The 21,403-nt window shown below is 44.3% G+C and carries 23 protein-coding genes and 1 riboswitch; of the genes, 3 read left to right on the top strand and 20 right to left on the bottom strand.

What is annotated here, in order from left to right; all coding sequences use genetic code 11:
- Positions 1-139: 139 nt before the first annotated feature.
- From hemL to DW904_RS09860, 10 genes are all read right to left on the bottom strand, one after another.
- Positions 140-1,411 (bottom strand): glutamate-1-semialdehyde 2,1-aminomutase, encoded by a 1,272-nt coding sequence (gene hemL, locus DW904_RS09905; protein ID WP_118579982.1) that lies wholly within the window; start codon positions 1,409-1,411, stop codon positions 140-142.
- Positions 1,411-2,394: a porphobilinogen synthase gene (gene hemB, locus DW904_RS09900; protein WP_118579979.1), complete on the bottom strand. Its 984-nt coding sequence runs from the start codon at positions 2,392-2,394 to the stop codon at positions 1,411-1,413. Before hemB ends, hemL begins: the two co-directional genes overlap by 1 nt.
- Complete coding sequence (gene cobA, locus DW904_RS25435; RefSeq protein WP_118579976.1) at positions 2,385-4,823, bottom strand: uroporphyrinogen-III C-methyltransferase; 2,439 nt, start codon at positions 4,821-4,823, stop codon at positions 2,385-2,387. The genes hemB and cobA overlap by 10 nt, the downstream gene beginning before the upstream one ends.
- On the bottom strand, positions 4,816-5,301 hold the full coding sequence (locus tag DW904_RS09890; RefSeq protein WP_118579973.1) for a bifunctional precorrin-2 dehydrogenase/sirohydrochlorin ferrochelatase: 486 nt from the start codon (positions 5,299-5,301) through the stop codon (positions 4,816-4,818). Before DW904_RS09890 ends, cobA begins: the two co-directional genes overlap by 8 nt.
- Positions 5,291-6,520 (bottom strand): glutamyl-tRNA reductase, encoded by a 1,230-nt coding sequence (gene hemA, locus DW904_RS09885; protein WP_118579970.1) that lies wholly within the window; start codon positions 6,518-6,520, stop codon positions 5,291-5,293. The genes DW904_RS09890 and hemA overlap by 11 nt, the downstream gene beginning before the upstream one ends.
- 167 nt (positions 6,521-6,687) lie before the next feature.
- Positions 6,688-7,044 (bottom strand): CGGC domain-containing protein, encoded by a 357-nt coding sequence (locus tag DW904_RS09880; protein ID WP_118579967.1) that lies wholly within the window; start codon positions 7,042-7,044, stop codon positions 6,688-6,690.
- Positions 7,041-7,829, bottom strand: a complete 789-nt coding sequence (locus DW904_RS09875; protein WP_118579964.1) for a sirohydrochlorin cobaltochelatase — start codon at positions 7,827-7,829, stop codon at positions 7,041-7,043. Before DW904_RS09875 ends, DW904_RS09880 begins: the two co-directional genes overlap by 4 nt.
- Before the next feature lie 22 nt (positions 7,830-7,851).
- On the bottom strand, positions 7,852-8,625 hold the full coding sequence (locus DW904_RS09870; RefSeq protein WP_118579961.1) for an ABC transporter ATP-binding protein: 774 nt from the start codon (positions 8,623-8,625) through the stop codon (positions 7,852-7,854).
- Complete coding sequence (locus DW904_RS09865) at positions 8,622-9,707, bottom strand: iron ABC transporter permease (protein WP_173716563.1); 1,086 nt, start codon at positions 9,705-9,707, stop codon at positions 8,622-8,624. The genes DW904_RS09870 and DW904_RS09865 overlap by 4 nt, the downstream gene beginning before the upstream one ends.
- A 1-nt stretch (position 9,708) precedes the next feature.
- Positions 9,709-10,701, bottom strand: a complete 993-nt coding sequence (locus tag DW904_RS09860; protein ID WP_118579958.1) for an ABC transporter substrate-binding protein — start codon at positions 10,699-10,701, stop codon at positions 9,709-9,711.
- Between the two features lie 117 nt (positions 10,702-10,818).
- Positions 10,819-11,016, bottom strand: a riboswitch (cobalamin riboswitch).
- Between the two features lie 218 nt (positions 11,017-11,234).
- Between DW904_RS09860 and DW904_RS09855 the strand changes: the two genes are divergently transcribed.
- Positions 11,235-12,005 carry an inositol monophosphatase family protein gene (locus tag DW904_RS09855; RefSeq protein WP_118579955.1) on the top strand — a complete coding sequence of 257 codons (771 nt, stop codon included), beginning with the start codon at positions 11,235-11,237 and terminating at the stop codon, positions 12,003-12,005.
- A gap of 225 nt (positions 12,006-12,230) precedes the next feature.
- Here the strand turns inward: DW904_RS09855 and DW904_RS09850 are convergent, their stop codons facing one another.
- Genes DW904_RS09850 through DW904_RS09845 form a run of 3 tightly spaced genes read right to left on the bottom strand, consistent with a single transcriptional unit; the run spans position 12,231 to position 13,802 of the window.
- Positions 12,231-12,872, bottom strand: a complete 642-nt coding sequence (locus DW904_RS09850; RefSeq protein WP_202187704.1) for a TIGR04100 family radical SAM protein — start codon at positions 12,870-12,872, stop codon at positions 12,231-12,233.
- Positions 12,873-12,930: 58 nt separating this feature from the next.
- Positions 12,931-13,095 (bottom strand): hypothetical protein, encoded by a 165-nt coding sequence (locus DW904_RS23815; RefSeq protein WP_243110363.1) that lies wholly within the window; start codon positions 13,093-13,095, stop codon positions 12,931-12,933.
- On the bottom strand, positions 13,074-13,802 hold the full coding sequence (locus DW904_RS09845) for a bifunctional hydroxymethylpyrimidine kinase/phosphomethylpyrimidine kinase (RefSeq protein WP_243110362.1): 729 nt from the start codon (positions 13,800-13,802) through the stop codon (positions 13,074-13,076). The genes DW904_RS23815 and DW904_RS09845 overlap by 22 nt, the downstream gene beginning before the upstream one ends.
- Before the next feature lie 109 nt (positions 13,803-13,911).
- Here DW904_RS09845 and DW904_RS09840 point away from each other — a divergent pair, with 109 nt between their 5' ends.
- Positions 13,912-15,240 carry a PLP-dependent aminotransferase family protein gene (locus DW904_RS09840; RefSeq protein ID WP_118579952.1) on the top strand — a complete coding sequence of 443 codons (1,329 nt, stop codon included), beginning with the start codon at positions 13,912-13,914 and terminating at the stop codon, positions 15,238-15,240.
- A 149-nt stretch (positions 15,241-15,389) separates the two neighbouring features.
- Here DW904_RS09840 and DW904_RS09835 read toward each other — a convergent pair whose 3' ends face one another.
- The 5 genes from DW904_RS09835 to DW904_RS25425 are packed head-to-tail and all read right to left on the bottom strand — an operon-like array spanning position 15,390 to position 18,814.
- A complete protein-coding gene (locus tag DW904_RS09835) occupies positions 15,390-16,031 on the bottom strand; it encodes a precorrin-8X methylmutase (protein ID WP_118579949.1) in 642 nt (213 codons plus the stop codon).
- Positions 16,028-17,542 carry a cobyric acid synthase gene (locus DW904_RS09830; RefSeq protein ID WP_118579946.1) on the bottom strand — a complete coding sequence of 505 codons (1,515 nt, stop codon included), beginning with the start codon at positions 17,540-17,542 and terminating at the stop codon, positions 16,028-16,030. Before DW904_RS09830 ends, DW904_RS09835 begins: the two co-directional genes overlap by 4 nt.
- Before the next feature lie 15 nt (positions 17,543-17,557).
- A complete protein-coding gene (locus tag DW904_RS09825) occupies positions 17,558-18,622 on the bottom strand; it encodes a histidinol-phosphate transaminase (RefSeq protein WP_118579943.1) in 1,065 nt (354 codons plus the stop codon).
- A gap of 29 nt (positions 18,623-18,651) precedes the next feature.
- Positions 18,652-18,702 carry a hypothetical protein gene (locus DW904_RS25430; RefSeq protein WP_347562100.1) on the bottom strand — a complete coding sequence of 17 codons (51 nt, stop codon included), beginning with the start codon at positions 18,700-18,702 and terminating at the stop codon, positions 18,652-18,654.
- Entirely contained in the window at positions 18,680-18,814 is a 135-nt protein-coding gene (locus DW904_RS25425; RefSeq protein WP_347562099.1) for a DUF6783 domain-containing protein, read from the bottom strand. Before DW904_RS25425 ends, DW904_RS25430 begins: the two co-directional genes overlap by 23 nt.
- Here DW904_RS25425 and DW904_RS25420 point away from each other — a divergent pair.
- Positions 18,779-18,865, top strand: a complete 87-nt coding sequence (locus DW904_RS25420; protein ID WP_347562098.1) for a DUF6783 domain-containing protein — start codon at positions 18,779-18,781, stop codon at positions 18,863-18,865. The genes DW904_RS25425 and DW904_RS25420 overlap by 36 nt on opposite strands.
- Before the next feature lie 47 nt (positions 18,866-18,912).
- Here DW904_RS25420 and cbiB read toward each other — a convergent pair whose 3' ends face one another.
- Both cbiB and DW904_RS09815 read right to left on the bottom strand, forming a co-directional pair.
- Entirely contained in the window at positions 18,913-19,878 is a 966-nt protein-coding gene (gene cbiB / locus DW904_RS09820) for an adenosylcobinamide-phosphate synthase CbiB (RefSeq protein ID WP_118579940.1), read from the bottom strand.
- Positions 19,875-21,377, bottom strand: coding sequence for a cobyrinate a,c-diamide synthase (locus DW904_RS09815; protein ID WP_118579937.1), 1,503 nt, complete (start codon positions 21,375-21,377; stop codon positions 19,875-19,877). Before DW904_RS09815 ends, cbiB begins: the two co-directional genes overlap by 4 nt.
- Positions 21,378-21,403 lie beyond the last annotated feature (26 nt).

Here is a 21,403-nt window from a genome sequence, read left to right as displayed (position 1 = left end):
TGCAGCTCTGAATATTACTGCATTCTCTATATCAGTAAATCCTCTGCCACGGTTCATTTATTACAGCCGCATTTTATTACAGCAACTCGTATTCTGGTTTCTTTTATGTAATTGTGTCTAAATTATACCACACACATTTTCAAAGAACAAGCTTTACTGCATCCAGAGTTTCCATAATAATTTCATCTGTATGAGCCGCTGACAGGAACATGGCTTCAAACTGGGACGGAGCCATATGAATTCCCATATTCAGCATTTTTTTGAAATATTCTGCAAATGCCACTGTGTCAGAAGATTTTGCAGAAACATAATCTACAACAGGCTGTCCCGTAAAGAACAGGCTTCCAAGAGAGCCCACATAATTCATCTGGTAATTCAGACCTTTTTCTTTCACGATTTTTCCCATTCCACCGTAAAGAAGCTCTCCCTTTTTCTCCAGTTCCGTGTAAATTTCCTGATGGTCATACAAATATTTCAGCTGGGTAAGCCCGGCAGCCATAGCTACCGGATTTCCGCTTAAAGTACCTGCCTGATATACTTTTCCTGCCGGAGCAACCAATTCCATCACATCTCTTCTTCCGCCATATGCACCTACCGGCATTCCGGCACCAATGATTTTTCCATAAGTAACCAGATCCGGTGTTACACCAAAATACTGTGCTGCGCCGCCAAATGCAAGTCGGAATCCGGTAATCACCTCATCAAAAATAAGAAGGGCATGGTATTGGTCGCAAAGAGCGCGAAGTCCCTGCAGAAATCCTTCCCTTGGCGGAACTACACCCATGTTGGCTCCAACTGCTTCCACGATCACTGCTGCCACCTGGCCATCTGCCTGCTGAAAAAGAGTCTCCACACTGCCAAGATCATTGTAAACTGCCAGCATAGTATCCTCTGTACAGCCTTTTGGAACACCGGCACTGTCCGGCACACCACTTGTCATCACACCGGAACCTGCGCTTACCAGCATGGCATCACTGTGTCCATGATAGCAGCCTGCAAATTTGATGATTTTATTTTTCCCCGTATAACCTCTTGCAACACGGATTGCACTCATAACAGCTTCTGTACCAGAATTGACCATTCGGATCATATCCACATGCGGGATTCTGTCACAGATAAATTCAGCCATTTCCACTTCGATCTCTGTAGCGCATCCAAAGCTCAGACCTTTTTCACAGGCCTTCAGAACATTTTCCCGTATTGCAGGAAAATTGTGTCCCAGGATCATTGGTCCCCAGGAATCTATGTAATCAATATAGCGGTTGCCATCTACATCATAAATATAGCAACCTTCTGCACGTTCAATAAATCTCGGTGCTTCTCCAATAGCGCCATATGCACGCACCGGACTGTTTACACCGCCAGGGATTCTTTTTACCGCTCTCTCAAAAAGCTTCTCAGACTTTGTCATTATCCGATTCTCCCTTCCTCCATCATTTTTGCAATTTCTTCTGCAAAATAAGTGATATAAATCTGGGCACCTGCACGATAAGCTCCCACAGCCATTTCTCCAATGATCCGCTCTTCGTCGATCCAGCCCATCTTCGCTGCTGCCTTCACCATGGCATACTCACCGCTTACACTATAGGCCGCTACCGGAACATTCACAGCCTTGGAGATCTCAGATACCATATCAAGATAGGACATGGCAGGCTTCACCATAATAATATCAGCGCCTTCTTCAATATCCATAAGAGCTTCTTTCATTCCCTCTCTTCTGTTGTGGAAATCCATCTGATAGCTCTTGCGGTCTCCAAAAGCAGGAGCACTTCCAGCTGCATCACGGAATGGGCCATAGAACGCAGAAGCGTATTTTACTGCATAAGACATGATTGGAATATTGGTATAACCGCCCAGATCCAGTTCTTTACGAATGGCAGCCACACGTCCGTCCATCATATCGGAAGGCGCGATCATATCAGAGCCAGCCTGTGCATGAGACAGAGCTGTTTTTGCCAGAAGCTCCAGTGTCTTGTCGTTGTCAACATCATGGCCGCAAAGAACGCCGCAGTGACCGTGGGAGGTGTATTCACACATGCACACATCTGTCACATAATACATCTCTGGAAATCTGCTCTTTGCTTCCCGAAGTGCCTTCTGTACAATACCATCCTGAGCGTAAGCGCCGCTTCCGACTTCATCCTTATGAGCCGGGATTCCAAAAAGCATAATGCTGTTTACCCCTGCTTTTTCCAACTGCTCCAGCTTATAGGGAAGACGATCCAGGCTGTAACGGTACTGCCCTTCCATGGAAGGGATCTCTTCCTGGATTCCATTTCCTTCCATTACAAACAGCGGATAGATAAGAGAAGATTTGTCCATTCTGGTCTCTCTCACCATTTTTCGCAAATTCGCACCGCCCCTTAATCTTCTAGGTCTCTTAATCAGTTCCATTTTTCTTCACTCCTCTTCAGTGTCTCAACCAGTTCGATCAGACTGTCGATGGTTGCTTTTTCTGACATATATGTCTGCATTCCATAAGAATCCGCCGCTGCACGAGTCTGTTTTCCAATACATGCAGCACGAACCCTGGAATAATCAAGTCCTTTGGTGCTCTCCACAAAGCCTTTCACTGTGGAAGCACTGGTAAATACAGCCAGGTCAATGGTGCCCTCTTCAAATTCTTTCTTCTCATTAATAAGAGGACTGCTTACATATCCGGTCTCATAAGTCGGAACATCATCCACCTGTGCACCTGTTTTTTTCAGTTCTTCTGCCAGCTCCCTGTTTCCAAGGGAGGCTCTTGGAATCAGAATCTTTTCTGTTCCATTTAAAAGAGCGCCAAGCTCTTTTCCAAGGGTATTTCCATCATAAACAGAAGGCATGAAATCCGGATAGATTCCTCTTTCCAGAAACTTCTTCTTTGTGCCCTCACCGATCACCGCGATTTTTGCATTTCCAAGAGAACGCAGGTCGATCTTCTTTTTCTCCATTTGCCTAAAGAAAACTTCCACGCCTGCAGGACTTGTAAATACCAGCCAGTCATAGCTGCGGATATGAGAAAAGGCCTGGTACAGTCTGCTCTGATCCTCCAGAGGGATAATACTGATGGATGGAAGTTCCAGTACTTCTGCACCTTTCTCCCGAAGAAGGGCCGCAGTTCTGGAAATATTCTCCTTTGGCCGGGTGACAAGAATCTTCCAGCCTGCCAGAGGTAATTTCTCATACCAGGCAAAATCATCTGCCAGAGTGCAGACCTTTCCTACTACAATAATGGCCGGTGTCTGGATTTTCGCCTGATCAGAGGCTGTCTTTAATGTAGCGACAGTTGCCACGACTCTTTGCTGACCAGCCGTAGTACCCTTGGATAAAACAGCAGCCGGCATATCCGGATCCATTCCAGCTTTCATAAGGCCACTGCAGATATCCTCCATGGCAGTGATTCCCATGAGAAAAACAAGAGTTCCTTTCGTATGTACCAGCGCCTCAAAATCAATGTCGTACTCCATTCCCTTGCGCTTATGTCCGGTGATAACATGAACAGACGAACAGAAATCCCGATGTGTCACAGGAATTCCGTTATATGCAGGTACGGAAATCGGGGAAGTCACACCAGGAACTACTTCATAAGGAATGCCCTCCTTTGTGAGAAGCTCCAGTTCCTCTCCTCCTCGTCCAAAAAGGAAAGGATCGCCGCCTTTCAGTCGTACTACCCGGTTGCCCTTTTTTGCCTCATCAGCAAGAACCTGGTTAATCTTCTCCTGGGACATAGTATGGTGACCGGCACGTTTTCCCACATTGATCAGTTTTGCAGAAGCAGGAATTCTGGTCAGGATTCCCTGTCCTACCAGGCTGTCATAAACAACCACATCTGCCTGTTCCAGAACCTGGGCACCTTTCATTGTAAAAAGCCCCACATCTCCAGGACCAGCTCCCACCAGCCAGACTTTTCCCGGTTCTTTTTTGTTGTCTTCCTGCAAGCCAGACTCTTTGTATTCCACTTTGCAGCGCTCCTGCAGTTCTTTTGCAAGAGAAGTTCCCAGTTTTTCTGCATCTGAAGGATTTCCTGTTTTATATCCTTTCAGATAATGTCCAGTCTTTTCTTCATAGTAAAGACCGGTAAGTTTCAACTGACCATCTTTGATTTCTCCATAGGCAGCTACCGGAGAGGTACATCCGCCATTTAAATATTTTACAAAGGCTCTCTCTGCTGTTGCAGCCTGATGGGCCTGCAGATCATCATACCCTTTCAGAAACTCATAATCCAGACCATCAATTCCCTGAACTGCAAGAATTCCCTGTCCCGCTGCCGGAATCATTTCTTCTGTATCAAAATACCTGCTGATCCTGTTTTCAAGCCCCAGACGTTTCAAACCGGCGGCTGCAAGAACTAACGCAGAATATTCTCCACTATCCAGCTTTTCCAGTCTGGTCTGAAGATTTCCACGAATACTTTTCACCTGCATATCCGGGTAAATTTCTTTCAGCTGCAGCTTTCTGCGAAGGCTGGAACAACCGATAGGCTTCAAAGGATCCAGAACATCACAGCCTTTTGGGAGAACCAGCACATCTCTTACGTCTTCCCTTTTTGAAAAAGCAAGTATGGGGAGCTTCTCCGGGACTTCCATAGGCATATCCTTCAGGCTATGAACAGAAAGCTGACTTCTGCCCTCTAAAAGCGCCCGATCCAGTTCCTTTACAAAAAGGCCTTTTCCTCCAATCTTATCCAGAGTACGGTCCAGTATTTTGTCTCCTGTAGTCTTCATGGTCAGGATTTCCACATCCATTTGCGGATGCCTGCATACAATATAGTCCTTCACCATCTGGCTTTGCAGTACGGCAAGCTTGCTTTCCCTGCTTCCGATCACAACTTTTTTATTCATAACTATCCTCATCTTTTTCCAGTTCTTCCAGAAGTGCCTGCATTTTTTCTCTTACTGCCTTAGCCTTTTTGTGATTGACACCGCTGGCCGTGATTCCCACTACAATATCATCCTTCAGACAAATTCCGGGAAAGTAAAAATCGCACAAATTCTTATCACTTGCAACATTTACATAAATTCCCTCTTCTTTACAGGTACGGTAAATTTCCTCATTTAGCTCACTGTTATTCGTAACAGCCAGCACCATATAAGCCATAGAGAAATCCGATTTTTTCACAGGACGGGGCTGGATCTGAATTTTTCCCAGCTTGCCCAGTTCCCAGAGATCTGCTGTCATCTTCGGCGCAATTACTGTAATATTCCTGGTAAATAATAATAATGCTTTCACTCTTCTTGTGGCAATGGTTCCCCCACCCACTACCACAATGTTCTTATCCGATAGATCCACATACAGTGGGAAATAGCGCTTATTTTTCATATGTTTTCTCCAATCCTGCTACACATTCCAGAAATGCTTTCTCATTCACACTGTCTCTCAATGCAAACAGCATTTTATTTATAACCTTCCCCATTGCAGTATCCACTGCATTTATCAACTTCTCTTTTTCCTGCTCATCCATCTGTGTGTTTTTCAATGGCTTCATGATCCGCAGGTTAAAGTCATTCACTGCATTCTCTTTGATTTCCTGAATTCTTGGTATCAGTTCCTTACCATCTAACCATTTAAAAAATTCATCCATCTGATCTCTCACGATCAGTCCTGCCGCCTCAAGATTTTCCTGAAGCTCAGCCGGAGTTTCTTCCATGCGGAAGCTATCCATATCAAACAAGGTTATCCCTTCGAATTTTCCAACCTCCGGTTCAATATCCCTTGGAACTGCCAGATCAATGAGAACAATACTTTTTTCCAGTTCCAGATTTTCAAACAGTTCCTCACGCAAAGTAAAATTCGGACTTGCCGTAGCACTGACTACAAGATCACACTTAGGCAGATAGTCCATTCTTTCGCCATAATTAATTCGTTTACATCCAAATGGAATATTCACCATTCCGCTGCGATACTGACGCACGGTTACAGTCACATCTGCACCGGCTTCCATAAGAGCCTGGGCTGCAACCTTTCCCATTTCCCCATTTCCGATCACCATGCAGACCTTATCCTGTACGCAATAGCCCTGTCTGTCAAGCATTTCTATCGCCTGATGGATCACAGACGGATTTCCATGAGAAAATGGCACCTCAGTTTTAATCTTTTTTCCTGCTGTTACAGCCATTCGGAAAAGCACTTCAAGGGCTCCATCTGTTGTAAAATGCTCTCTGGCAATTCCCAGTGCATCTTTTACCTGAGTAAGAATCTGATCTTCTCCAAGTATCTGGGATTTCAGACCTGATGCAAGGTAAAACAGATGTTCCACAGCAGCATGGCCTTCACGCTTTGTAAAATATATCTCGTACTGATCATCATTAATGTTTTTCAGTTTACAAAGCTCTTTGTATAAAGAAAGCTCTGCCGTATCATCTACACTTGCCCATACCTCCAGGCGATTGCATGTAGAAAGAATAATACAGCCGTCTATTCCCGGCTGTTCCTTTAATTTTTCCATAGCCTCCCCTGCATTTTTTCTGGTAAATGCAAACAAGGCTCGTATATCTACGGGAGCCATACTATGGTCTATTCCAATCATAGAAATACTCATCTTATGTAATTCTCCTTAAATATCATTTTCTGCCACCGCTCATTTTACTAATTCCTGCGTATATTGTCAATAAAGCCAGGCAAAACACAGCAATAAAAAAGCTTCCAGACAGACTATTTTCCACAATCTGCCTGGAAGTTTCCCCTATACGATTTCTCTATCCTGTTTCAGGATTCTCTGTGAGTTCCTCTTACCACCTGGATTCCCTTGGATTCTATCATCTCACAGATTTTGGCAATTCTTGGGCACTCACTTTTCTCCCTGTCCAGACGACAGGCTCCCACATGCATCACCTTGATTTCCTCGCTGACCAGCCTGTCTATTTTTTCCAGAATTCCTTCATCCACATCCGGTTCTTTGGGATTTGCACTTTTGCATCCATTACAGGTCATCATTGCTCCCAGAAGTGTATCCGGAGAATATCCTTCAAAAAAGTCACTGCGATTCTGAAAGGCTTTCAGGCACCCCACTCTGGCACAGACATTATTGGAATGAAGGCAGGTCAGTGTTCCAATTTTAATCATACCGCTTCCCTCGCATGTTCCACAAAGAGTTTTCGAATACTTTCATATTCCCCCAGTCCCTTCAGAACTGTCTGCACTTCATAGCCAGCTTTGCTGATGATATTTTTCCAGGAGTCTTCTTCCTCTCCTGCCATGTCATTTTTCGCATGGTCACCGGCAACGATCATAAACGGTGCGATTACCACTTTTTTTGCCCCGCATTTTCCAAGCTGTTTCATGACCTGGTCAATTTCAGGATAACCTTCCACAGTTCCTACGATCACATTTTCATATCCCATATCCTCGAACCTGTAATCCAGTGCGGCATAAACGGCATTTGCGTAGTGCTCGGTTCCATGCCCCATAAGCACAAGTGCCGTCTCCTTATCTTTAATTACAGAAAACTCATCTGCAACCGCTTTCACCACGTACTCATTATCTTCTTCTGTTGTAAGCAGAGGAGCTCCGAATTTCACAGACTGAAAATGATCTGCATACGCCAGAACATCCTTTTTCATAAGATCATTTTCCACACCGTTCATTACATGAGTAGGCTGAATGATCACCTCTGTAATTCCATCCTTTTTCATACGCTCCATTGCTTCTGTCACATTGTCATAGTGAATATGATCTCTCTTTTCAATTCTGGCGAGAATCATTTTGCTGGTCCATGCGCGATAAATTTTACAATCTGTAAAAGCAGCTCCAATTTCTTTTTCAATCGCATCAATAGTCACTGCTCTGGTATCTTCATGACTGGTACCAAAGCTGACTACAAGGATCCCTTTTTTTGCTGTATCGCTCATTCAGATTTCCTCCACTTTTCCTTTATTTTTTCACATGCAAAGGATGGTATGTAACATTCAGCATGCCGTATTCATCCTTTTTTACAGTTGCATCTACTTCATACAACATATGTATAAAATCTTCTGTAATGACTTCTTCCGGAGTTCCGCAAGCCACCAGACGACCGTTCTTCATGGCATAGATCCGGTCGCAATATGCTGCTGCAATATTCAGATCATGCAAAGCACCGATTACGGTAATCCCGAGACTTTTTACAATATCCAGAAGCTGAAGCTGGTATTTGATGTCAAGATGGTTGGTAGGCTCATCCAGGATCAGACAGTCAGTTTTTTGCGCCAGAGCTCTTGCCAGAATGATTCGCTGCTGCTCACCGCCAGACAGACTGGAAAAAACACGGTGCCGATAGGGAAGCATTCCCACTTTTTCCAGACACTCTTCCACGATCTTATAATCCTCGGCATTATCCCGTTCCATGGTTTTCTTATGAGGAGCCCTTCCCATCATTACAATTTCCTGTACGGAAAATTCAAAATTATAGTAGTTGTGCTGGGACACCACTGCCAGTGCTTTTGCAGAATCCTTTACCTTATATTCGTTCAGCGGTTTTCCATCCAACATGATCACACCGGTATCTGGCTTCAGTACACGGTAAATACATTTCAGCAATGTACTTTTTCCACTTCCGTTTGGTCCTATAATTCCTACAAATTCCTTTTCCTTTATGGCTGCGTCAATTCCCTTAAGAATCTCATTTCCGCCAAGCTCCACATGGATATCAGAAGCTGTCAGTTTCATGATTTCTCACCTCCGAATCCATAAGATCTGCGTACCAGCAGATAAATAAAGCAAGGTGCTCCGATCATGGATACCAGGATTCCGATTGGGACTTCACTCTTGGGAATAATGATCCTGGAAGCAACATCTGCCCAGATCAGGAAAATGGAACCGCTAAGTGCTGACAGTGGAAGCATTTTCTTGTGATCGGTTCCAAAGAACATTCGTACCACATGAGGAATAATGAGTCCTACAAATCCAATGATACCTGCGGAATATACCACAAAACCGATCAACAGTGCTGTCACTACAAGATACACCTGACGATATCTGTGCAGGTCAGTTCCTAATGTGATGGATACCTCATCTCCAAGCAGCATCATATTGAGAATACGGCTCTGGGTGCAGAAAAACAGGGTTGCTATAAAAACGCAGGGAATAATCACAGCCAGATTTTCCCATTTCGCACCTGCCAGACTTCCCATCAGCCAGAAAGTAACTGTCTGGATTCCATCTCTGTCGCCCGCAATATAGACAACAAAGTTTGAAAATGCACTGCACACACTTCCAAGTGCTGTACCTGCAAGCAGAAGTCGGACTGAATTTGCCCGGCCTCCTATATTTGCAGTGATCTGTACCAGTACAGAAATAAGGAAGGCTCCGATAAATGCGCAGATTCCAATAGAGTTGGAGCCAAATACGGCTCCAACTCCAAGAAAGATTGCCACTGTTGCACCAAGAGATGCACCAGAGGAAATACCCAGAATATACGGATCTGCAATCGGATTTTTCACAATGGCCTGCATTACCACACCTGCAACTGCCAGACCCATGCCAACGGCTGTTGCAAGAAGAATACGGGGAAGGCGGATAAACCACACAATATCAGACATGGCTCCTACACCATAAACCTCCGGATCCCCGATTCCAAATACTTTATACAAAATTACACTATACACATCTTTCACAGAAAGATCTACAGAACCAATGGTAACTGCAGTCAGAATGGATATCACCAGAAGCACAGTCAGTAATATCACCGCCAGCACATAGATCGGCTTTCCATGAAAAATTCCATTTTTAAAATCCGGTTTTCTTTTCATTTTATTCGTACAGATCCGGATATAATGCTTTTGCAAATGTCATAATTCCATCATAGGTTCTGACACCGCTGCAGTATACCTCGTTCAGATTTACAGAGAATACTTTGTTGTTCTTAACTGCAGAAAGGCTTGCATATGCAGGGTTATCTGTAATATCAGCGATTGCCTCATCAGCTGTCATAAATCCATCATAGTTGATCATGAATAATACATCCGGATCAGCTGCGATCAGATCCTCTGCACCAACGTTTTCAGAGTTCTCTGCACCAAGCTTCAGCTCTGCACCAAGTGTCTCCGGAATATTTCCGCCAAGTGTCTCTGTTCCATATACACGGAAGGAATCTCCCTCATCCTCAAGAACTGCTACGGATAACGGGTCTGTTCCTTCTACATGCTCTTTTACTTTATCAATCTCACCCTTCATCTGATCAACGATTTCCTCTGCCTTGTCTTCGCAATCAAAGATCTTGCCAAGGTTCAGGATATCTTCATATTCGTCTTCAATTGTACGTGGGAACTCAGAAGCCGGTCCCTTTGCAGCACTGTTCAGGGACATGTATGTATTTACATCTCTCTCCTGCCAGAAGCTTATATCCGAAAGCCAGTCATCACTGAAAGAAGAATACCATGCCGCAATAAAATCAGGCTCCATTGCAACAACTTCCTCTTTGGATGGCTTGGTATCCATATACTGAATCTTGTCAAATTCATCTTTTAAATCCTCACGCACATCACCGTCCAGACCGTAAGCAGCTACGATCTTATCACCGAGACCAAGTGCCAGAAGCTCTTCGATATTGGAGTTTGCATATGCAAATACTTTCTCCGGAGCTTTCTCAAAAGTCATTTCAACCGGTTCGTTCTCATAATTGTAGGTTGTGATTGTTACGGGATAATGGCTGTCTCCATCCTCCGCAAATACAGTTGTTCCCATTCCCAGGCTGAGAATTCCTGCCAGACATAACATTCCTGCTGCTGTTTTCATGTTTTTCATGCTTTTTCTCCTTATTTTTTCTTTTGTTTTTTTGTTTTTAAAAGAAAAAAGTCCGCTTCCATGAAAAAGCGGGCATCACAAAAAAACATGATACGAAAGACAGCACTTTACACGGAAGTTTCTTTCTATGAACCAAGCAGGTTTCCTGGCTTACAGCTTAAATCCCCATTCCCTTCTCACATAAAAATGCAATGGATATGAATGTGGCATAACTGAATACAGTGACCGGATCGTTCAGGATTCTCACCTGATTCCCTCTTCTGAAAACAGTACAAATTTTATATATTTTTCAGCACTTGGCACATTTATTCTTTTAAGCAGAATTATTATAACTTACCCCTTAAATAAAGTAAAGATATTTCTTTAACAATGTTTTTGACACAGCCAAAAAATATCTTAGTAACCCTGTCGCAAAGCACTTTGTTTTTTACTGCTTAATTTTTCATTTGCCCTTTCTTTCCGTTTATGGTAAATTTTCTCTAGGCCACACAAATTATTGAAATTTTTTGACATACGTTAGGAGGTATACTGATATGAATAAAGAAAACCAAGCCAGAATCATAGAGCTGGTCAAGCAGGCCAAGCCCTTGATCCTCCAGGAAATGACTCACGAAAAGGTTACCGAAAAAGGGGCTGCCGATTACGTTACCAACGTAGATGTTGCCGTACAAAATTACCTGAAGGAAGCTCTTGGAAAAGAATTTCCGGACATTGCACTGATTGCTGAGGAGAAAGAGAACCTTGGACTGGATTCCTGGAAATCTTACTGGATTCTGGATCCCATTGACGGAACCACCAATTTAATCCGGGATTATCATTTAAGCGCAGTTTCTCTGGGACTTTATGAAAACAGGGAAATCACTTTCGGAGTGGTCTATAATCCCTTTACAGAGGAACTCTTCTACGGTGCCAAAGGGGAAGGTGCCTATCTGAACGGAACTCCTATCCATGTGTCCGACCAGCCGGAATTCAAAGATGCTGTGGTGTCTTTCGGCTCCTCTCCTTATGAAAAAGACAGGGCAAAGAAACTGTTCCCGATATTTTACAATATTTTTATGAACTGTGCAGATTTCAGGCGCACCGGCTCTGCTGCCCTCGACCTTTGCTATGTAGCCTGCGGCAGGCAGCACGCTTATCTGGAACAAAATCTGAAGCCCTGGGATTACAGCGGGGCTACCGTTATTTTAAGAGAAGCTGGCGGTACCATCACGGACTGGGAAAATAAAGAGCCGCCTTATCTTGAGAATTCGGATATACTGGCCTGTGTACCCCAGTTCCGGGAAATTTTGCGACGCCTAATATAAAACAGGTCTGGCATGTAAAGCGGACATTCCAGGTCCGCTTCGCTACTTGCTTATCTGCGTTCAAATGCTTTGCAAATGCAGAAAAATAACCTACAGATATCAAAAGACACCAATGCAGATTTTTCCATTTTTCATAAAATCTCATAGATAAATCCAGCGCACATTTGAAAGTGTCTCCAACTGATTTTATGATGCATCTGCATTGATGTCTTTTTTTCCTCAATTTTATTCCGCCGTATACTCCCGTACTCTCAGCGGAATTCCAAGCTTCTCTGCCACTTTACGGCTTTTCTCAACGTTTTCTTCCTCGATACAGTCTACAACCGTGAATTTCACATTTTCTGTATATTTTTTGCAATCCTGCGCAAATTTCAGCATGGCATCAAAGGCTTTCTCGCCGTAAGCCGGGCGTACCACTTCGTTGTAGGACTTGGCATCTGGCATATTTAAACTGATGGAAACAATATCAACTGCCTGACAGACCTCTTTCGCTATAGAGCGCTTATTGATCAGATTTCCAAGACCGTTGGTGTTCAGACGAAGCTTGATTCCCGGACAGGGCTTCCCATCGCGGTCCAAATGTGCCGGATATTTGCTTCTCATATACTCACTGACGGCGATCAGCTTATCCAGCGCCATGGTAGGCTCTCCATAGCCACAGAAAACCGCTTCCTTGTATCCTGAAAAATCAAAAGCATCAATTGCTTTATAAATCTCCTCCATTGTTGGTTCCTTGTCAAACCATAAAGTTTTTGCCTCACCTACCGAATCTCCATTGTTGCGGATGCAAAAGGTACAGTTGCAAGGGCATTTATTTGTCAGATTGAAATACACCTCATCATTATAACAATATACGATATCTGCCATTATTACACTCTCCTTTTCTTTCCTACTTATGCCAGCTGAAACGGTTCTCCAATTTTCTTCATAAATCCTTACACAATTCCCCAAGATATGCCTCGAAGCAGACTCCGGCATTCCGGTCTGTGCCTTCCTGTACCGTCTGGGCAATTGCCTTGGAAAGAAAATTCACAGCCAGCTCTACACAGCTCATCATGGACATCTCTTTCACCAGACCGGCACTAAGCACCGAGCAAACAGGTCTCCTGTTCCAGAATAACTGCCGCCTATTTTTGGGGCAAAGCACCAGAATAAATGACCATTTTCTACTACCAGATTTCCCATCTGATGTACACACAATTCGGTCTGAGACTCCACACCAGTAATTACAGCTGCCTGTAAGCCATATTCTTTTTTCAGCTGCTCCCCAATCTTTCCGATCTGTTCCAGCCTTTTCCTTCCATCCAGTTCCAAAAGGCTGGCATATCTTTTTTCCATCCCTTCTTTCCCATATAAAAGAAGCAGCGCTTCCGTAAGATTGGGCGTAATCACATGGGCGTTTCCCACCAGCTGAAGCATCTTTTCCCGCAGACCTTCTGTATAAATTCCATAAGCACTGCCATTATCTCCCATAACCGGATCCACCAGTACCATGGTCTTCTCTTTCCGGAACCTTCTGAGAAAATCCAGGATCTTATCAGCCTGCTCCTCGTCAGCCAGAAATCCTGTATAGATTCCATCCGGGGAAAATCCCCGTTTCTCCCATTCATCCATGATCTGTTCCATGTGCTCTGTATAATTGTCACAGTAATAGGAAGGATAACCAGTCTGGTTGCTGAGTACTGCTGTTGGCAGCGGTACCGCCTGCACGCCCATCACCGAGATCACCGGAATTGCCGCTGTCAGGGAACATTTTCCAAGCCCTGACAGATCCTGAATTACCGCTATTTTTTTCAAATATATCACTCCTGATTTTTATTGTAAATTTTTCGTTTATATTATAAAATATCACCTAAGTGTATGTACAGAAATATCCAAATTCAACTTTTTTAGAGGGGACAGTTTTATGTTAAACATTGAAAAGAATCAAAACCGCACTACGCATCTTTATATGGAAGTTTACGAATACTACCGGAAACTGATCCTGGATGGGAAAATGACACCCGGAAGCAAAATGCCTTCTCTCCGCAAGTGTTCCCAGGAGCTGAAGCTTTCCCGCACTACTATTGAAACTGCCTATCTTCAGCTTGCCGCAGACGGCTACATTATGGCAAAAGCCCAAAGCGGCTATTATGTCACAGAGATTGCCTCCCACCAGCATAAAAACAACCAGCCGGGTACTCATAAAGAAACTCATTACCGCTATGACCTGGCATCTTCAGGTGTGGATAAAGAAAGCTTTCGTTTTGACCTGTGGAGCCGTTACATGAAAAGCGCCCTCCGGCAGAATGAACGCATGCTGACCTACGGCGAACCCCAGGGGGAAGCGGATTTCCGGGAAACTTTGTCAGATTACATCCGTGAGAGGCGGAACATTCTTTGTTCACCGGATGATATTGTAGTAGGCGCCAGTTTCCAAAGCCTGCTGCAGATTCTCTGTCCTCTTATCCATGAAGTATATCCGGAATTTCACTGGGTATCCTTTCCAACCCCTTCTTTCGTTCACGGAAGCACAGTTTTCGGGGACTATGGATATGAGATCTGTTACCGTAACAAAGACTGTGATGTGGTCTATGTTTCTCCTGCACACATGACAAAGTGGGGCGAAATCATGCCGGTAAAGCGCCGTCTGGAGCTTTTGAAATATGCAAATGAACGCCATCATCTGGTAATCGAAGATGATTTCGAAAACGAATTTGTCTATTTCCAGAAGCCTACCCCTTCCCTTTTCGGACTTTCCGGAGGACAGGGCGTAGTTTACATTGGTTCATTTTCCAGATTGCTGCTGCCTTCTATCCGTATCAGCTTTATGATCCTGCCTCCTGAGCTTCTCAATGCTTATAAAAAGAAAGCCGGATTTTATAACCAGACTGCTTCCAAGGCAGAACAGATTGCCCTGTGTCAATTTATCCGGGACGGTCATCTTGCTGCACAGACCAGAAGGCTGAAACGACTTTATTCCTCCAAATTAAAGCAGCTTCGCAGCTCAGTCCGTCAGGTATTTGGCACTGGCTGTCAGATTCAGGTGGGCGCAGCCGGTACCAGTCTGGCTCTTACTTTGCCTTATGAAAAAAGCGGGGATGAATTAAAAAAACAGGCCTCTGAAAAAAGCCTGCATTTACAAATTTTAAAAGAAAGTGAGAAAGATGTGACGGTACTTATGTCCTGCTCTTCCATGCCAGTACAGGATTTCGTCCCGGCCTGCGAACTGCTGAAGTCTGTAGTTTTGGACTAAACGGATATGTCGCCTATTCGGCGACGTCACCATATATGAAAGTCAGCTGTTCCGCGCCTATGGCGCTCCCACAGCTGCCGTCCGGGACTTTTATAGTAAAAGCAGCGTATACTTTGCCATTTACCACAGACAGAGTATACGCCGTTTTTTTATCCCCGATTGTTGTCAATCATATACAGCAAGGCATTACAGATGCACGCTGCGATATTTGATCCACCCTTACGCCCGCGGGCTACAATGTACGGTACCTCTGTATGCATGATCAGTTCCTTGGACTGCACCACATTCACAAACCCCACAGGCACACCGATGATCAACTCCGGATCCAGCTTTTTATCCTCGATCAGCTCATAAAGGCGAACCAGTGCTGTAGGTGCATTTCCAATGGCAAAGATCAGCTTTTTATCCAACCCGGCCGCCTTGTCCATGCTGGCTGTGGCACGGGTGGAACCATTTTCTTTCGCAATCTTCGCCACATCCTCATCTGACATAAAACAGTAAACCTCACCGCCATACCTTGCAAGGGCGCGTTTATTGATTCCTGCTTTTGCCATCTGGGTGTCGGTTACAATACAGGCGCCATCTTTAATTGCCTGAATCGCTTTTTCCACTGCGTTTTCGGAAAAGCAAAGATTTTTCGCGTAATCAAAATCAGCGCTTGTATGAATACATCTCTTTACCACCAGCTCTGTTCCCGGGATCAGAGGGGTATCACCAAGCTCCTCTGTGATGATCTCAAAGCTTCTTTTCTCTATGTCCATTGGTTTTACATTTTCCAGTTCTACCTTCATATTTGTACCCCCTCTTCCAGGATTTCATATATCTTCTTCATATCCAGATGTTTCCGGAGCTCTGCTGCCAGGATATCATACTGGGTTTCCTTAAACGCCTGGAAATCCATACCAGTCATTCCAGATACATCCAGACCTTTCTTTTCTCCAATGATCTGTACGATTGCCTCAGCTACTGCCTCTTTATCAAAAACACCATGTACATAGGTTCCACATACATTGTCAAGATAAGCACCATCCGACTTTCTCTCTCCGGTTACGCTATCCTGAATATTTGTAGATGGCTTTGCATCTCCTTTCAGGGCAGTCTCACCCATATGGATCTCATATCCTTCCAGAGCAGTATCACTAAGCTTTGCAAACGCACCAGTCAGCTGGCCGAAAGAGCCTTCCACTCTGGTTCTGGTCTTTTTCTCAGCAAAAACGGTATCCATTGGAAGAAGGCCCATACCTTTGATCGTTCCGCCAGCTTCCACTCCATGAGGATCGCTTAAAGTCTCGCCCATCATCTGATAGCCACCGCAGATTCCAAAGATCAGCTTTCCTTTTGCAGCCTCCTTCAGGATCAACGCTTCCAGGCCATTTTCTCTCATCCACAGAAGATCTTCCATTGTATTTTTGGTTCCCGGCAGAATGATCATATCCGGATTGCCAAGCTCTGATGGATTTTTTACATAGCGAAGGGAAACTCCCTGAATACTCTCCAGCGGATTAAAATCTGTGAAATTAGAAATTCTGGGCACTCGGATCACCGCAATGTCAATCATGTCTACTGTCCGTTTTGTCTCAAAACGTTCCGTCAGGCTGTCCTCATCCTCCACCTGAATATTCAGATAAGGAGCTACGCCTACAACCGGAATGCCGCTTCTCTCCTCCAGCATTTCCACCCCAGGATCCAGAATGGTTTTGTCTCCACGGAATTTATTGATGATCAGACCTTTTACCATCTCCTTTTCATCTTCTTCCAGAAGCATGACAGTTCCGATCAGCTGGGCAAAAACACCGCCACGGTCAATATCTCCCACCAGAAGAACCGGAGCCTTTGCCATTTTCGCCATACCCATATTTACGATATCATCACTTTTCAGATTGATTTCCGCCGGACTTCCGGCTCCCTCTATAACAATAATATCATTTTCTGCTGCAAGAGCATTGTAAGCCTTCATAATATCCGGCACCAGTTTTTTCTTATATTTGAAATAATCCCTGGCGCTCATATTTCCCAAAACCTCACCGTTTACGATTACCTGGGAGCCTACATCGTTTGTAGGCTTTAAAAGAACAGGATTCATCAGAACAGAAGGAGCAATTCCGGCTGCTTCTGCCTGCATCACCTGGGCACGTCCCATTTCCAGACCTTCTTTTGTGATAAAAGAATTCAACGCCATATTCTGGGACTTAAAAGGTGCCACACGGTACCCGTCCTGTTTAAAAATTCTGCAAAGGCCTGCTGCCAGAAGGCTTTTTCCGGCATTGGACATTGTCCCCTGCACCATGATTGCTTTTGCCAAAATGTGTTCCTCCTTTTATAAAATCACATTTTCAACTTTGGTTCTATCTATTTCTTTCAATGCCCTGACAAGCTGCTGATTTTCTTCATGTTTCTTCACCGCCACCCTGTAATATCCTTTGGAAAGCCCGGTATAATTACTGCAATCGCGGATCAGGATCTTCTTCTGCTCCAGCTTCTCATACAAATCCGCCGGACCTGTAAAAAACACGTAATTCGCCTGAGAAGGATAAACCGGATAGCCAAGTGCCGCCAGTTCTTCTTTCAGATATGCCCGTTCCTGAAAGGTCACCTGTCTTCCCTTTTCTACATATTCTCTTTCCTGCAAAGCCGCCAGACCAGCCGCCTGTGCCATGGAAGAGACATTCCAGGGCTGACATACACCTTCCATTTTCCTCAGAAGTCCTTTATTTCCGCAAAGGCCATAGCCAAGTCTCACGCCTGCCATAGCATAGCGCTTTGTAAAAGCTTTCAGAAGAAACAGATTGTCATAGGTTTCCAGATATTCTTTTAGCGTATATTTTTCTGGTGATGGAACGAAATCCAGGAAGCATTCGTCCACAGCCATAAGAATATCAAGCTCCTGACAACGCTTCAGAATTTTTTCCAGCAACGGTTTTTCCACCAGAAGCCCGGTTGGATTATTGGGATTACACAGGAAAATAATGTCAATCTCTTTTGTCAATGCCTGTAAGAAGTCTTCCTCCAGCACAAACCCCTTTTTCCCATTCAGGGGAAAAAACTCTACCTGGCAATCCACACTATATAATGCCTGCTGGTATTCTGCAAAAGTCGGAGCCGGCACCAGAGCCCGTCTTGGATTCACCGCCCGGCAAAGGGAAAAGATCACTTCTGCAGCACCGTTTCCGCAGATTACCTGATCCGGCTTCGTATTCTCATATTCTGCAATGGCTTTTTTTAAGGGAGTGCAGCCTACCTGGGGGTAGTCGTTTATATGCTCCAGACTTTTAATGATTGCTTTTTTGATTCCCTCTGGGGTACCAAGAGGATTGCAGTTTGCTGAAAAGTCAATGCACCCCTGATGATGATACACATCACCGCCATGTATGTGTTTTTCCATTGTTGTCTCCATTCAAGTAATTGCACGATCTAAAGCGTGTTTGAAAAAGGCTTTCTGCTAGAGCGTGTTTGAAAAATCATTCCCGCAATCTGCACGCCCCCACTTTGCGGGAGATTTCACCCGAATTCGGTTGCCGTAGCCCGCTACGGCAACCTCATCCGAGCGAAATCTCCCGCAAATTGTGACGCACATCTTGCAGAAAGCCTTTTTCAAACACGCTCTAGATGTGCATCACAATTTTAAAACATACTTTAATCTTTTATTTGTTGCTGTTTTTTCAGCAAAATCCGCTATAACACAGTTTTCAGAAGAACACTCAGCCCGAAAAATAAAATTGCTCCCACAATACAGGTTGCATAAAGCAGTTTATTCGCTCTTGGAATATCCTCGATTTCAACCGGGCGGATCGGATCCCCGATCGTCGGTTTTTCATATAGCTTACCAAAATAATAAGCATTTCCTGCCAGCTGAACATCCAGTGCTCCTGCCATAGCCGCTTCTGTCTGGGCAGAATTGGGGCTTGCATGATTGCGGCGGTCTCTTCTGTATATTTTCACTGCATTTTTGGTATCCATTCCAACAAATACTGTGGACAATGCCATCAGCCAGCCGGAAATTCTGGCTGGAATATAATTCGCCACATCGTCAAGTCTGGCTGCACATCTTCCAAAATACAGATATTTATCGTTTTTATATCCAAGCATAGAATCCATAGTGTTGATGCCCTTGTACAAAAACATCAGGGGAATTCCACCGATTGCCATATAAAGCATAGGGGCAATAATTCCGTCAGAGGAATTTTCCGCAACCGTTTCCACAGCTGCCTTCGTCACTCCGATTTCTGAAAGTGCCTGTGTATCACGTCCCACAATCATGGAAACGGCATAACGCGCTTCCTCAATGGTTCCGTTTTTCAGGCGGTCATATACTTTCATACTTTCCACTTTCAATGATTTTGTTGCAAGCAGCTGTCCGCACCAGAAAGTCTCCAGTGCAAAGCCCAGCCAGAAATTCCATTTATAAAGCAGATGGATTACAACGTAAGGAATAAAAAAGGTAATAAAACAGACAAGAACAACTTCCAGAATACCTCCTGCCCGCTCACCCTTATCTGTTTTCGGAAACACCTTTCGTATTCCTTTTTCCAGTATGCTGATCAGATTTCCTATAAGACATACCGGATGATATAGCCATCTTGGATCTCCCATAAGCAGGTCAAGAATAAAACCTGCGGGAAGAGTTAATAATCGTATCATTTTTGTAACTCCTTATACTCCAGACACTTTTTTAAAAATGCCTGCGGGATTTTCGGATTTGCGTAATAATATAAATGAGGAAAACCAGCTAACAAATGATCAGAGCCGTGCATGCAGTCCCACCCGCGTTTGCTTTCCGGTTTGGAAGCATGAAATGCAGTTCCACAATTATCCGAATCAAAATAATGAAATTCATGGGCAGGACTTACTCCAAGATCTGACTCCCCAAGAATCGCTGTTTCCTGTTTTCCATGGGAAGTCCCCTGATTCTGCTTCAAAGTAATATAACCAAACCGGGTCAGTCTGGGTGTGCGCCATACCTTACCCAAAATAACACCTGCCATTTCATAGAATTTCCCATCCATTCCCTCCATGCTTTCGTGGAGATACATGAAGCCACCGCATTCTGCAAGACAGGGCATTCCATCCTTTATGGCTGTCGCAATTTCCTGCCTCATAGAAAGATTCTTCTCCAATGCTTTTCCATTTAATTCCGGATATCCACCATAGAGAAGAAGTCCGTCCAGATTTTCTGGTAAATGTCCGTCATGTACAGGCGAAAAGGCCACCAACTCGGCACCCATGGAACGAAGAAGATCCAGATTGTCTTCATAAAAGAAGCAGAATGCCTCATCTTTCGCAAGACCGATCCGAAGCTTCCCTGGGCTTTTCCAGGTATACACCTGACTCATTTCAGTCAATGCATCCACTTCTCTTTTCACCTTTTCAGCTATTGCACTGGTTCCAGCTGGCTGACATAGGGATCTCTCATCTGTCTTTTCCAGCAACGGATATTCCAACACTGGTGCCTCATTGGCCAGTTTCAATATCTCTTCAATTTCCAGACTGTTCTCCAGCACTTCTGCCAGCTTCAAAAGCCTTCCCTTTAATTCCGGAATTTCTTCCGGAAGAACCAAGCCCAGATGTCTGCTTTCTATCACACAGTCCTCTACCTTTGGCACATAGCCCAGCACTTTAATACCAAGCTCTTCTTCTATCAGCTTTTTCATTCGGGGATAAAGCATGGGCGACATCTGGTTAAAAATCACGCCCTTTATATGGCTGTCCCTTTTATACTCCATAAATCCTTTTATGTAAGCAGCAAGTGAAACACTCATTCCTTTGCTGTTCACGATCAGAATTACAGGTGTGTCCGTTACCCTGGCCAGATCATAGGCACTTGCTCTGGTGGTAATTCCTGCCACTCCATCGTAAAATCCCATGACCCCTTCCATCACTGCTATTTCACAATCAGCACTGTTTTTTGCAAGAAGGTATCTGGTAATCTCCTCTCCTGTAAAAAAAGTGTCCAGATTTCGGGATTTTGTACCAATTACCTGGGTATGGAACATGGGATCAATATAATCCGGTCCGCATTTAAAGGAGACTGTCTTTATTCCTCTGTTTACCAGTACCTGCAGCAGACCACAGGTGAGAAGTGTTTTCCCGCTTCCGCTGGCTCCTGCTGCAAGCAAGATCCTGGGTATTCTTTTTTTCATGATAGTCCTCCTCTTCTTTCCGCGCC

The sequence above is a fragment of the Ruminococcus sp. AM42-11 genome (genome assembly GCF_003480145.1).
Lineage (GTDB): Bacteria > Bacillota > Clostridia > Lachnospirales > Lachnospiraceae > Blautia_A > Blautia_A faecis.
Note: the sequence above shows the minus strand (reverse complement) of the source record. Positions and strands in the feature narration are given on the sequence as shown.